At 46.0% G+C, this 13,092-nt stretch carries 11 protein-coding genes and 1 pseudogene; 8 read left to right on the top strand and 4 right to left on the bottom strand.

The window, feature by feature from the left end; genetic code table 11:
- Positions 1-24: 24 nt before the first annotated feature.
- From fabI to PNUC_RS06530, 7 genes are all read left to right on the top strand, one after another.
- Positions 25-810: an enoyl-ACP reductase FabI gene (gene fabI / locus PNUC_RS06500; protein WP_011903078.1), complete on the top strand. Its 786-nt coding sequence runs from the start codon at positions 25-27 to the stop codon at positions 808-810.
- Entirely contained in the window at positions 807-2,135 is a 1,329-nt protein-coding gene (gene chrA, locus PNUC_RS06505) for a chromate efflux transporter (protein WP_011903079.1), read from the top strand. Before fabI ends, chrA begins: the two co-directional genes overlap by 4 nt.
- A 104-nt stretch (positions 2,136-2,239) precedes the next feature.
- Positions 2,240-3,193, top strand: a complete 954-nt coding sequence (locus PNUC_RS06510; RefSeq protein ID WP_011903080.1) for an IS30 family transposase — start codon at positions 2,240-2,242, stop codon at positions 3,191-3,193.
- A gap of 27 nt (positions 3,194-3,220) precedes the next feature.
- Complete coding sequence (locus PNUC_RS06515; RefSeq protein WP_011903081.1) at positions 3,221-4,105, top strand: FAS1-like dehydratase domain-containing protein; 885 nt, start codon at positions 3,221-3,223, stop codon at positions 4,103-4,105.
- Between the two features lie 24 nt (positions 4,106-4,129).
- A complete protein-coding gene (locus tag PNUC_RS06520) occupies positions 4,130-5,506 on the top strand; it encodes an MmgE/PrpD family protein (RefSeq protein ID WP_011903082.1) in 1,377 nt (458 codons plus the stop codon).
- Positions 5,507-5,531: 25 nt separating this feature from the next.
- The gene (locus tag PNUC_RS06525) at positions 5,532-6,380 is read left to right on the top strand and encodes an HpcH/HpaI aldolase/citrate lyase family protein (protein WP_011903083.1); all 849 of its coding nucleotides are present in this window, start codon (positions 5,532-5,534) and stop codon (positions 6,378-6,380) included.
- Positions 6,381-6,471: 91 nt separating this feature from the next.
- Positions 6,472-7,464 (top strand): tripartite tricarboxylate transporter substrate-binding protein, encoded by a 993-nt coding sequence (locus PNUC_RS06530; protein ID WP_011903084.1) that lies wholly within the window; start codon positions 6,472-6,474, stop codon positions 7,462-7,464.
- Between the two features lie 66 nt (positions 7,465-7,530).
- Here the strand turns inward: PNUC_RS06530 and PNUC_RS06535 are convergent, their stop codons facing one another.
- From PNUC_RS06535 to PNUC_RS06550, 4 genes are all read right to left on the bottom strand, one after another.
- Positions 7,531-8,151 carry a hypothetical protein gene (locus tag PNUC_RS06535; protein ID WP_011903085.1) on the bottom strand — a complete coding sequence of 207 codons (621 nt, stop codon included), beginning with the start codon at positions 8,149-8,151 and terminating at the stop codon, positions 7,531-7,533.
- Positions 8,148-9,401: a sialidase family protein gene (locus PNUC_RS06540; RefSeq protein WP_011903086.1), complete on the bottom strand. Its 1,254-nt coding sequence runs from the start codon at positions 9,399-9,401 to the stop codon at positions 8,148-8,150. Before PNUC_RS06540 ends, PNUC_RS06535 begins: the two co-directional genes overlap by 4 nt.
- Entirely contained in the window at positions 9,398-11,119 is a 1,722-nt protein-coding gene (locus PNUC_RS06545) for an ArnT family glycosyltransferase (RefSeq protein WP_011903087.1), read from the bottom strand. The genes PNUC_RS06540 and PNUC_RS06545 overlap by 4 nt, the downstream gene beginning before the upstream one ends.
- A 321-nt stretch (positions 11,120-11,440) precedes the next feature.
- The gene (locus PNUC_RS06550) at positions 11,441-12,136 is read right to left on the bottom strand and encodes an outer membrane protein (RefSeq protein ID WP_011903088.1); all 696 of its coding nucleotides are present in this window, start codon (positions 12,134-12,136) and stop codon (positions 11,441-11,443) included.
- 118 nt (positions 12,137-12,254) lie between these two features.
- On the opposite strand from PNUC_RS06550, the pseudogene PNUC_RS06555 reads away from it, so the two are divergent.
- Positions 12,255-12,929 (top strand): annotated as a pseudogene (locus tag PNUC_RS06555) (IS30 family transposase); the annotation flags it as partial.
- Between the last annotated feature and the right edge of the window lie 163 nt (positions 12,930-13,092).

The following is a 13,092-nucleotide window of genomic DNA, read 5'->3' on the forward strand; positions in this document are numbered from 1 at the left end:
CATATTTGAAGCAAAGGACTCAACATGAGCTTTCTCTCCGGCAAAAAAATCCTCATTACCGGCCTCCTCTCCAACCGCTCCATCGCCTATGGTATCGCCAAAGCCTGCCATCGCGAAGGTGCTGAACTCGCCTTTACCTACGTAGGTGAGCGCTTTAAGAGTCGTATTGTCGATTTTGCACAAGAATTCAACACAAAACTGATTTTTGACTGTGATGTTGGCAGTGATGAACAAATTAGTGCCCTATTTAAGGATCTAGCTAAATCTTGGCCTCAGTTTGACGGTTTTGTCCACGCGATTGGCTTTGCTCCGCGCGAAGCAATTGCTGGCGACTTTTTAGAAGGTCTATCTCGTGAAGGCTTCAAAATCGCCCATGACATTTCTGCTTACAGCTTTCCTGCAATGGCTAAAGAAGCATTACCAATGTTGCGCGATAAATCCTCTTTGCTCACATTGACCTATTTGGGATCTATGAAAAATGTTCCCAACTACAACACGATGGGTTTAGCGAAGGCATCACTCGAGGCTTCTGTTCGCTACCTTGCTGGCTCTGTAGGTCCTAAAGGTATTCGTGCGAACGGTATTTCTGCTGGCCCGATCAAAACCTTGGCTGCTTCTGGCATTAAAGGCTTTGGAAAAATCCTTGAAGCCGTTGAGCAAACTGCACCATTGCGTCGAAACGTTACCATTGACGACGTTGGCAATACAGCCGCGTTTCTGTTGTCTGATTTAGCAAATGGTATTACTGCTGAAATCATTTATGTGGATAACGGCTTTAGCCAAGTGGTTGGTGGAATGGATGAGGTTTGAGCGTACCACTTCGTGAGGCCCTCAAATTCTGGACCAAACTAGGCTTTATTAGTTTTGGTGGGCCCGCTGGACAAATCGCTGTACTGCACCAAGAGTTAGTTGAAAAGCGTCGCTGGATTTCAGAGCGGCGCTTTTTACATGCCTTAAATTACTGCATGTTGTTGCCGGGTCCAGAAGCACAGCAACTGGTTACCTACATTGGCTGGCTCATGCATCGGAGTTGGGGCGGTATTCTTGCTGGCACTTTATTCGTTCTCCCTTCGTTATTGATTCTGATTGCGCTTTCCTGGATTTACCTCACATTTGGTCAGGTACCCTGGATAGCAGCAATCTTTTTTGGCATCAAGCCAGCCATTACTGCGATAGTGATGCACGCTGCAGTCCGTATTGGTAAACGCACCATTCACAATCAAGCCCTTAAATGGATTGCTTTAGGATCCTTTCTGGCGATCTTTGTTTTGAACTTAGCGTTTCCGCTCATTGTTTTGATTGCTGCTGCTGTTGGCATTTGGGGTGGTAAGCGCTACCCAGAATATTTTCAGCAAACCCATTCACATGGCAAAATTCAAGGCACCCATTTAGGTGCAGCCATTATTGATGATGACACTCCAACTCCTGAGCATGCACAATTTTCATATCAGAAAACATTGCTACACAGCGCAGTTGCTCTGACTTGCTGGCTTATTCCCGTTGGTTTACTGGTTGGATTCTTTGGCTGGAAAACGCTCTATCCACAATTAGCCTGGTTCTTTACTAAAGCAGCCTTCCTCACTTTTGGGGGTGCGTATGCAGTCCTCCCTTATGTTTATCAAGGTGCAGTCGATCATTTTCACTGGCTTAGCGCCGGTCAAATGATGGATGGTCTTGCACTTGGTGAAACTACGCCCGGCCCACTCATCATGGTGGTTGCCTTTGTAGGTTACCTGGCCGGACACATACAGCATCTGATTGGCTACAGCAATCCATTTTGGTTCGGCGTACTGGGTGCCTGTGTAGCTACCTGGTTTACTTTTCTGCCTTCCTTCTTTTTTATCTTGGTAGGTGGCCCCATTATTGAGTCTACCCATGGAAAGCTTGCTTTTACAGCGCCACTGACCGCAATTACTGCTACAGTCGTTGGTGTAATTGCCAATCTGGGGCTCTTCTTTGCTTATCACGTCTTCTTGCCTCATGGCCTAGGTGGTTCCATCTCATGGGTCTCCATGGTGATCTGTGGGTTGGCTGGGCTGGCTCTGTTTAAGCTCCAAAAAGGGGTTATTCCTGTGCTGGGTGGCTCAGCATTAGCCGGTCTATTGGTCTACTTTGTAGCCACGCTCATCAATTAAATATTGGGTGGATTCAACTACGAAGTGCAACTTTGAACAACTAGTTAAGGAGGCTAAGGATGTTTTAGTATCCAAAGCTTCTAGACCTGCAAGTCAAAGTAGCCATGACCTATCAACACCTTAGCCAAACTGAACGATATCAGATTTATATCCTCATGAAAGACGGAAAAACCCAAACTCAAATAGCCCAACTGATGGATCGGCATAAGTCGACCATTAGCCGAGAGCTTGCTCGCAATACGGGGCTCAAAGGTTACCGTCCCAAGCAAGCCTGCCTGTTGGCAGAAGAACGCTCATTAGGCTGCCGTAATGCCGCCCAAATAACAGCCGATCAATGGAATCAGACAGTGGATTGCCTCTTAGCTCAGTGGAGCCCCGTCCAAATTGCCAATCAGGTTGGCATTAGTCATGAGACCATCTACCGCCATGTCTACGCCGATAAAGCCGCTGGCGGCAATCTTTACCAGCAGCTGCGTTGCCAAAAAAAGCGCAAGAAACGCTATGCCAGCGGCCGTGATCGCAGAGGCCAAATAGTAGGTAGGCGGCCGATCAGTGAGCGCCCAGCGCACATTGAGACAAGATCCCAAGTCGGCCACTGGGAAGGCGATACTGTAATTGGAGCGGCCCACAGGCAAGCTGTTGTGACCTTGGTTGAGCGCAAGAGTGGCTATGTCGTTTTGGCTAAGGTCAAGAACAAGACGTCGGATTTAGTCAGTAGCGCCATCATCACTAAATTAAACGCCGTGACCCCACTCGTTAAAACCCTGACTTTTGACAACGGCAAGGAATTTGCCGAGCACGCCAGGATTGATACAGCTCTTCAATCAACGACGTACTTTGCGGATCCGTTTGCTAGTTGGCAACGTGGATCAAATGAAAACTTCAATGGTCTATTGCGGCAATACATCCCCAAAAAGAGACCGCTATCTACTGTGACCGATAAGGAGCTTAGAATGATCCAAGACCGTTTAAACAACCGACCTAGAAAACGATTAGGATTTAAAACCCCCAATGAAGTATTTATGCAGTCCTTAAACCGTGTTGCACTTCGTGTTTGAATCTACGTTGTTCTTAAGATTGGCATAATGGAAGTTATGCGAATCGAACCTCAAACCATCACCCATCTTCAAGAGTGGCTTGGTAAAACAGAATCCCTTTCTGATACCGTCACCGCTGCACCAGTACGTGCTTTATCAGCCACCTTGGATCGCGTCGACCCAGAGCCAAGCAAAGGAACTTTTTTACCTGAGCTATGGCATTGGCTCTATTTTTTACCGCATGCACGAGAATCCGATATTGGCCCCGATGGCCATCCTAAACGTGGTGGATTTTTGCCTCCGGTTCCACTACCGCGTCGCATGTGGGCAGGCAGTCGTATTAAATGGCTTGCGCCACTTTCCGTGGGTGATGAGATTGAGCGAGTGTCAACCATTCAATCGGTTACTCATAAAGCGGGTCGAACCGGCGACTTAATTTTTGTCCTAGTTAAACATGACATCTCCAATCAGAATGGTTTGGCTATTACTGAAGAGCATGACATTGTGTATCGTGATGCACCAGAACCAGATGACAAGCCTGTCGCCCCTACTCCTGCACCAAGCGATGCCGCATGGACAAAGACCATCACACCAGATGACGTTTTACTCTTTCGTTATTCAGCATTAACGTTTAATGGCCATCGTATTCATTACGATCGTAAATACGTCACAGAAGTTGAAGGCTATCCCGGTTTAATTGTGCATGGACCTCTCATTGCCACACTCTTAGTGGACTTGGTGCGGCAAAGTATTCCCGACTCTAAGCTGAAAAGTTTTGAGTTCCGCGCCATTCGCCCTACTTTCGATATCAATATCTTTAAAGTTAGCGCCAAACCTGATTTAGAAAAAGACCTTTCAGGTAAAACCATTTCAATCTGGGCACAAGATCATGAAGGCTGGCTAACAATGCAGGCTAGTGCAGTGCTAGCCTAAGTTCACCCCTCTAATCAATTGACTATGACCTCTGCACACTTATCCCGAGAACTTGCTACCTTTGCCTCTCAATTAAAACTGGAGGATATCCCCCCTGAGGTTATCGAACGCGCTGAAGATTTATTGGTCGACTGGTTTGGTTCTGCGGTTGCAGGCAAAGGAGCACGGGCTGTAGAAATCATTACTCAATTTGCGCAAAATATGGGCGGCTTTAATGATGTACATAGAGGCCCCTCCGAAATCATCTCCTCTCGCAAAACGAGTAGCCCATTTTTTGCGGCCATGGCTAATGCTGCAGCCTCACATGTGGTTGAACAAGATGATCTTCATAACAGCTCAGTTTTTCATCCGGCAACTGTTGTCTTTCCACCTGCGCTCTCTTGCGCGCAAGCGATAGGTGCCTCAGGCAAAGAGTTTTTATTGGCCGCTATTGCTGGTTATGAAGTTGGTATACGTGTTGGTGAATTTTTAGGTCGCTCACACTACAAGATTTTTCACACTACCAGCACAGCGGGAACGCTTGCTGCAGCCGCCGCTGTTGGACGCTTGCTCAAGCTCAATCCCGAACAAATGCTGCATGCTTTTGGGTCGGCTGGAACGCAATCTGCTGGCTTATGGGAATTTTTACGCGACGCTGCTGACTCCAAGCAACTCCATACAGCGCATGCTGCTTCGACCGGTTTAATGTCAGCCTATATTTCGCAAGCTGGCTTTACTGGAGCCCAGCATATTCTTGAGGGTAAGCAAGGTTTGGCTGCCGGCATGTCAAACGATGCTGATCCTAGCAAGCTCACTGATCGCTTAGGCGCTCGCTGGGCCATCGCAGAAACTAGCTTTAAATATCACGCCTCTTGTCGTCATACACACCCAGCGGCTGATGCCTTACTGCAAGTCATGCTTAGCAACCATCTTCATGCGGATGACATTGCTAAAGTAGACACCTTCGTTCATCAAGGTGCAATTGATGTATTAGGTCCTGTGACCAACCCTAATACAGTTCACCAATCGAAGTTTTCCATGGGTACAGTATTAGCATTGGTTGCTTATTATCGATTTGCTGGTCTGCAAGAATTTGATGAGCATTTTCATGATCAAGCCATTTGTGCATTTCGAGATCGCGTGACGATGACTTTAGATCCAGAAGTAGATGCCGCCTATCCACAACGTTGGACCTGTAAAGTCAAAGTACATCTCCATACTGGCCAAATATTAGATGGTCGCATTGATGAGCCTAAGGGCGATCCAGGTAATTCACTGACTCGTGCAGAACTTACTGATAAGGCAATGCGTCTGGCAGCCTATAGCAAAGGCGCCAGCCCAGAAGAAATGCAAAAGGCCATTGATCGCTTGTGGAATATCCGCAAAGAGGTCAAGATGGGTCCATTGCTTCCACAAGCTTAATTAAAAAACCTATTTACCAGTCCATATGAATCCACTAGAAACGTCTTTAGGCTTTAGTACTAATTTTTTATTTGTTCCTGGCACTCGCCCGGAACGTTTTATCAAGGCGCTAGAGAGTGGTGCAAGCGGCGTGGTATTAGATTTAGAGGATGCGGTCGCAGAAGAAGATAAAGAAGCTGCCAGAGATGCAATTCGCACGGCATGGCCAAATTTTTCGGATGAACAAAAGAAGCACTTAGTCATTCGAACGAATGCCCCCGGCACAAAGTTCTATTCCAAAGATTTGATTTTGGCGCAAGAGTTAAAAGTGGGCTGCTTATTAATTCCGAAAAGTGAATCACTCGATCAGATTAATGGTGCCGCAATGATATTACCTAACACTGCCATTATTCCGATGATTGAAAGTGCCATTGGATTGGATTGTCTGCGCGAAATTGCTAACGCTAACCAAGTACTCCGTCTTGCTCTGGGAAATTTAGATTTACAAGCTGACCTGGGCATGGTGTGCGACGCACAAGAATCTGAATTACAGTTTGCTCGATATCAAATTGTGTTGGCCTCGCGTGTCGCTCAAATTGCCCCTCCTATTGATGGGGTTACACCATCTACTGATGATCTACCCCGTATTACTCAAGATGCAGAGCGCGCTAAACGCATCGGCTTTGGTGGGAAGCTATGCATACACCCCATACAAGTGGCAGCTGTGCAAGCGGCATTTATGCCTACGGCAGAAGAACTCAGCTGGGCCCAAAGAGTGGTCGAGGCCGATCAGGCCTCTAGCGGTGGTGTAGCGAAGCTAGATGGACGAATGATTGACCGTCCCGTGGTCTTGCTAGCCAAAAGAACGCTTGCTGTTGCTGGTAAACACCAATAAAACTTTTACTTCATTTTGATCCAAAAACTGGCAAAATAAGCGTTACAAGTTTGCCAGGCACGCTTTCAATAATTAATACTCGAGACTAAAAATGAAATTTCGTAAATCCTTATTAACCAGTTTATGCCTCATCGCCGCCGCCACCCTGCTTGGTAATAAGAGCGCGTTGGCTGCAGATCCATACCCAAATAAACCAGTGACTTTGGTAGTTCCTTTCTCTGCTGGTGGCCCCACTGATGCTGTTGCTCGTCTCATCGCAGTTCCTATGGGTAAAGAATTAGGTCAAACAGTCATTGTTGAAAATACAGTTGGTGCTGGTGGCACCATTGCAGCTACTCGGGTAGCACGCTCCAATCCAGATGGTTATATGATTTTTATCCATCACATGGGAATGGCAACTGCACCTGCGTTATACAAAAAGCTTCCATTTGATCCTATGAAGGATTTTGAATACATCGGTCAAGTAGTGGATGTTCCAATGGTGCTCTTAGGCCGCAAAAACTTTCCACCAAATAACTTTAAAGAGTTAGAGGCTTACATTAAGGTCAATAAAGAGAAGGTGACACTAGCCAATGCTGGTCCTGGCGCAGTTTCTCAATTGTGCGGCCTTTTGTTTATGTCTCGCGAAGGTGTTGAGCTCACTACCGTTCCTTATAAGGGTACTGGTCCAGCTTTAACCGACCTTTTAGGCGGTCAAGTGGATTTACTGTGCGATCAAACTACTCAAACCATTCCTTACATTAAAGATGGTTTAGTGAAAACTTACGGTGTTACCACTCCTAAACGTTTGCCAGCACTACCAAACGTACCAACACTGGATGAACAAGGCCTCAAAGGCTTTGAAGTGAGAGTGTGGCATGGCATGTATGTATCTAAAGGCACCCCTCCAGCAGTCGTCGCTAAAATTAATAAAGCTTTGAATGTCGCTTTAAATGATCCAGAGGTTAAAACGCGTTTGGCTGAGTCTAATATTGAAATCGCTCCACCTGCAAAGAGAACGCCAAGCGGCCTTAAAGATCACCTCGAAGCAGAAATCAATAAATGGGGTCCTGTGATTCGTAAAGCCGGAGCATACGCTGACTAAAACGGTCTAGCTCTTCAACAATAAAGCCAGCATCGAGCTGGCTTTATTGTTTTCTGATTGCAATACTTAACCTGCTCTAAATAGGTAGCCCGAGCGCGCCTTGTCTCTACGCTTTTGATAAATCATGGCAATCAATGCAGCGACTGCCCAGATCGCCAGAAGTGGGTCAAGCAGGTAATCCCATAGGTTTGCTGACTCATGCCAATGCGCTGCCCAGGCGATAATCGCAATGGCAATAATCCAAACACCCCTACTCCAATTTCCTAAGCCACATATCAAGGCAATGAGTAACACTGCAATCAAAAATGGTAGAGAGGCATAACCCCACGCATATGGATCTGTCATTCCAAAGCCTAAAGCCAGGGGATAGAAAATAATCGCAACGATCACAATGAATGCCTTAAAGCTTGTTGGCGCTGGCTTAGTACTAAGGAGAACTGCAGACCACAGCAATAATGTGGTCACTATGCTCAGATCGCCCACCATGCCTCGGACATAGGCTACTAACGGCAACTCCAATGAAAAGCCTAGAGGCCAGAAAAAGAGGTTGCCCAGCACTACAAGCAGAGTCACCTTGAGTGCCAATGGAAAATCTTGTGGAGAGGCTTTTTGAAGAATCCAAATGATTACAAGCGCACAAGTCATTGACATCTCTACCAACGGAAAGATTGGCATCAAGGAATTCATTGTTGCACCTCCTGACCAGCAGCACTAGACTCGCTTACAGACTGGCGAGGCAATTGATTAAATGCATTTTCAAGCCATGGGGCAGATAAATAGACATGGCGTATTTTTTTTCGATCCCAGGTGTAGACCAAGTGGGCATCATTGCCGTTAGCACTTAATAAATAAGGATAGGAATATTCTTTACGTTGATCATCAGGCAATGCTTCATCATTTTCCAGCACATCGACTACATGCCATTGACCCGATTTGGGATCACTCATCATCAGCACCAAACGATGGCGACCGGTTTCAATATTATTGAGAGCCAACAAACGGGCGCCATTAGATAAAGTCAATCCCGCAACCGCAGAATTGGGGTTAGCGATCTCTAGATCGCCAGCGGCTTGCCAAGATTGGCCAGCATTCTGCGTCTGACTCACAGGAATATGTTTAGCCAAGCCAGCACTCCTGGTTTGACGGAAATAAGCTGATGCGTCTTGAGCACTATTTACAAATACTACCGGCTGAATAGCGCTACGCCCCGAGCTCATTCTGCGCTTATCAATTACCTGCGCACCTTCGATACGTAAGAACTCGCCAAAGCGTCCTATCCACTCATGATAAGCAGGCAATCCCAGTCGACCATCAGTAAATTGCAATGCGGGTGACTTCACGAGCGTACTCAAGTTCAGCAATGGCGAACTAATCAGTCGTTGTGGCTTACCCCAAGATAAACCTTCATCTTCTGAAATGACACTCGAGATTGAACTACCTGCCCACCCACCAAGCGACACAGTGACAAAAAATAATTGCAGCCGCCCATCAGCCAATCTACTGGGAACTGGATTACCCAGCTTGGCAATATAGCGACCCAAGCCCTTTTCCGCTGTCACCCTGTCCATCACAACTGCTGGTGCACTCCACTTGCCAGACTTGTCTAATGCGGAGGTGTTGATCACTACATCTGGAGCGCCCTCTCGACTGCCAGCAAACCAGAAAGCACGAATTCCACCATCCTTTAAAGCAATTAACGAAGCAGCGTGTACGGAACTAGTCCCTGTATCAGGCAGCCAATTGAACTGGGGCTTGGAAGCAATGGGATCAGATTTATTGCTGCCTTTTACTTTAGTGATTAATGGTGATTCCGCCTCGATCTCGGTCACTATTGTTTCAGTGTCTATAAACGGTGCCCATACTGGACGACTATCTAGATGCAAAAATCCGATCACTGCAGCTAGCAATAAAAAACATAAGGCGATGACACGACTCATCTACAGACATCCTTCACATTCAGTAACTCAGGATTTGATACGGGAGTAGAAATTAAATACTCAGTAACAAAAAGATGTTCGCCTATCTGACCTTGCAGCATTAATTTAATCTCTTCATCAGAATGGCGGGCACGCATTTCCATGCGTTGACCCACAATTTGGCAAGACTCACAGATTTCGGGCTTTACCCCCAATGGCGAGTGAACGGCCACCACAGGATAAGTGCCAATGAGTTCACCGACATTACCGGCGTCCTTAGCTAAGTAGCCATGAAGATGAGCCCCTGGTAATAGTAATCCGTACTCTTCATCTTTAGCGCGATAGTCACAGGGAATCCAGATATCCTTGTCCTTTACTTGAGTAATAGTCTGAGCAGAGTAACGTCCCAACTGACCCTCTAGAGGGCTTAAACTGCTCGTTAATGCGCAATAGAGCAGGAAACAGCTCATGAGAGCGAAGGCCTTGCACTGCTGTGGTCTTGCTAAGCCAAGAACAGTGACTATTAAAGCCGCCCCCATCAATATCCAGTGCGCGTAAGAATATGTCCAAGCTACTGAATCGACTGCAAATTTGGAGAATTCTAAATTAGCTCCTAAGTACGTTAAGACTGCTAAGACGACAAATTGCAAAATCAACGCAATCCGAAATCCCCACAAGGGCAAGCGCTCCCAGTGCAGTGCAATTACAGCAGCAAATGCTGGCATCACCGGTAATAGATAACGACCTGAACGCTGACTAGGCAAACTAAATACCAATAAGAAAGCGCCGATCAATAAAAATAGAAGGACTTCTTGCGCAGATAAAAAACGGCGCTCACGCCATGCTTGAATCAAAGTCGATAGAAGCACGAATGAAAAGAGGCCTGCATTAGTTAACGTCGTGAGAAGCAACATCCAGATACTATCGCCACCTCGCACTAAATCGAGCAAGTAATTTGAGCTACGTGCTGCAAATTTTCCGGCATTCTCACCCAAGACAAACTCCTTCCAAACAGCCTCAGGCTGTGGGTCTAGAGCAAACCAAAGGCTAAAAACGCCTAAAGCCAAGATGCCAATCATGAGCAGCTTGTAAAGATCAAGTGTAAGAACTTTTTTAATACTCCAATCGCGCCAATACCAAAAGTACAAACCTAAAGCAACAGTGGCCGGAACAATATAAGCAAATGATTTTGCAAAGAGTGCTAAACCAAAACAAAGTCCTGCTAGAACAGGAAAAAATAATTTAGATTCAAACGCGCATTTACCCCAATACAGTAATGCAAAAAATGGCAGGCTAATCCAGAAAACCTCAGGAGGGTCAGTAAGAAATGGGCGCCCATAACGGTAGGTCGCAAAAAAGGAGAGCCAGACTAATCCAGCCAACAATCCAGTGTGCGTTTTACCGCTAAATCGTCGAACCGCTAAAAATAAAAAAAATGAGGTCAGCGCTGTATAGAGAACGCTAGGCCAACGTAAATTGAATAAAGTCCAATCGCTTGCCCAATAAGTACTAGCTATACCCTGCCAAAAGATTAATGGTGGCTTCGTATTTTTGATGCCATCCATCTGTGATTGCAGTGGCAACCAATGGCCTGAATCTGCAGTCATCCTCACGATATGCATGTAAGGATATTCATCACCGTTTTTAGGGGCAAAGCGGCTATCCAAGCCGTAGCAATAGGCGAATATAGCTAAAACCAAGCTAAGGAGTGCATAACGAAGGGTAAAGGAACTGCGCATACCACTAGTTTATAGGTCTTGGCCTTATAGACCCAAGAAAGGCCAATAAAAGGGGGTGAAATATCTCAGGTGACCATCCTCCCATGCCAAATATTGTTTGATGGGCAAATATCAAGTTATTTAATCCACCAGTACCCTTAAGAATCCACCCTAAAAGGACTTTCCGAAAGAAATTAATTCAGCCTCAAAATAATTAGGGCCGATCTTTCCCTTATAGGAATATTCAAGGCTCAAATTAAAAAAATGACCGATATAAATGAACTGACGATACATAAAGTAACTCAGGCTTGAAAAAATAAGGAGCAGAAAGCACAACACTATTTAAAACTTATACCCAAGCCCAAGAACTAAATTTTGAACAGAAGACTGATTTGAGTTATACAGCGTTAGCCCGCCAGTACCCTGAAATTGGGTGGTCGTCTTTTGATAAATCAAATAGTTATACTCAGCAAAACCATAAATATTTCCAGAAAGATATTGCTTGTACCCTATACCAAAAGATGGGCCTAGTGGATTCGAGACCGTGCCGCCAATCGGTAGTGCTCCTTGCACCATGGTTTTCACTGAAGCACGGGTATAGCCAGCCTTTAAGTAGGCCAAGCCATCTTCGCCTAAGGTCACTCCCGGAGCAACAAATAGGTTATACATATTTTGCGTGTGATAACTTCCGTTTCCAGTGCTGCAACTAGGAGTGCAGGAGGTTAATGTGTAATTTCCTGGAGGCCCTACTACCGGGTAATACTCAGCACCCGCTCCAATAGTAAATCTATCATTTATAGAATAGGTATAGCCAGCACCTACATTCCCCGTAATACCATAAGAAGGGCCTGAGCCAGGAGCAAGGCTGATGTTACTGGGCGCCCCAGGAACTACCCCAGAATAAGTGATGTTAGTTATTTGATACCCTACACCAATCTGACCGTAGAATCCTTCAAAACTTCTTTTTTGACCATCGGTAGATTGGGCATGAGCGCTGAGAGACAAAATACATAAGATTACGAAAAATAAATATTTCATTTTGGAGCCTAAAAATGATAGGTGGATTCAACTACGAAGTGCAACTTTGAACAACTAGTTAAGGAGGCTAAGGATGTTTTAGTATCCAAAGCTTCTAGACCTGCAAGTCAAAGTAGCCATGACCTATCAACACCTTAGCCAAACTGAACGATATCAGATTTATATCCTCATGAAAGACGGAAAAACCCAAACTCAAATAGCCCAACTGATGGATCGGCATAAGTCGACCATTAGCCGAGAGCTTGCTCGCAATACGGGGCTCAAAGGTTACCGTCCCAAGCAAGCCTGCCTGTTGGCAGAAGAACGCTCATTAGGCTGCCGTAATGCCGCCCAAATAACAGCCGATCAATGGAATCAGACAGTGGATTGCCTCTTAGCTCAGTGGAGCCCCGTCCAAATTGCCAATCAGGTTGGCATTAGTCATGAGACCATCTACCGCCATGTCTACGCCGATAAAGCCGCTGGCGGCAATCTTTACCAGCAGCTGCGTTGCCAAAAAAAGCGCAAGAAACGCTATGCCAGCGGCCGTGATCGCAGAGGCCAAATAGTAGGTAGGCGGCCGATCAGTGAGCGCCCAGCGCACATTGAGACAAGATCCCAAGTCGGCCACTGGGAAGGCGATACTGTAATTGGAGCGGCCCACAGGCAAGCTGTTGTGACCTTGGTTGAGCGCAAGAGTGGCTATGTCGTTTTGGCTAAGGTCAAGAACAAGACGTCGGATTTAGTCAGTAGCGCCATCATCACTAAATTAAACGCCGTGACCCCACTCGTTAAAACCCTGACTTTTGACAACGTACTAAATGCAAGAACTTTTTCCAGCGATAGGCAAAGCCATACCGTAACTGCAATTTGCAGTTAAAAAATCAAACTTACTACTTGTCTATACCCAAACGGTCACTTCCACAAATAAATCAGGGGTCCCGATTAACCATAATGAACACAAGATCCGCCACTTC

Source organism: Polynucleobacter asymbioticus QLW-P1DMWA-1, assembly GCF_000016345.1.
In the GTDB taxonomy this organism is placed as follows: domain Bacteria; phylum Pseudomonadota; class Gammaproteobacteria; order Burkholderiales; family Burkholderiaceae; genus Polynucleobacter; species Polynucleobacter asymbioticus.

What these genes read in the sequence shown, in the direction of transcription:
- PNUC_RS06525 (WP_011903083.1), top strand. Translation starts at nt 5,532, where the DNA reads ATGAATCCACTAGAAACGTCTTTAGGCTTTAGTACTAATTTTTTATTT.
- PNUC_RS06520 (WP_011903082.1), top strand. Translation starts at nt 4,130, where the DNA reads ATGACCTCTGCACACTTATCCCGAGAACTTGCTACCTTTGCCTCTCAA.
- PNUC_RS06510 (WP_011903080.1), top strand. Translation starts at nt 2,240, where the DNA reads ATGACCTATCAACACCTTAGCCAAACTGAACGATATCAGATTTATATC.
- PNUC_RS06545 (WP_011903087.1), bottom strand. Translation starts at nt 11,119, where the DNA reads ATGCGCAGTTCCTTTACCCTTCGTTATGCACTCCTTAGCTTGGTTTTA.
- PNUC_RS06535 (WP_011903085.1), bottom strand. Translation starts at nt 8,151, where the DNA reads ATGAATTCCTTGATGCCAATCTTTCCGTTGGTAGAGATGTCAATGACT.
- PNUC_RS06540 (WP_011903086.1), bottom strand. Translation starts at nt 9,401, where the DNA reads ATGAGTCGTGTCATCGCCTTATGTTTTTTATTGCTAGCTGCAGTGATC.
- fabI (WP_011903078.1), top strand. Translation starts at nt 25, where the DNA reads ATGAGCTTTCTCTCCGGCAAAAAAATCCTCATTACCGGCCTCCTCTCC.
- PNUC_RS06515 (WP_011903081.1), top strand. Translation starts at nt 3,221, where the DNA reads ATGGAAGTTATGCGAATCGAACCTCAAACCATCACCCATCTTCAAGAG.
- PNUC_RS06550 (WP_011903088.1), bottom strand. Translation starts at nt 12,136, where the DNA reads ATGAAATATTTATTTTTCGTAATCTTATGTATTTTGTCTCTCAGCGCT.
- PNUC_RS06530 (WP_011903084.1), top strand. Translation starts at nt 6,472, where the DNA reads ATGAAATTTCGTAAATCCTTATTAACCAGTTTATGCCTCATCGCCGCC.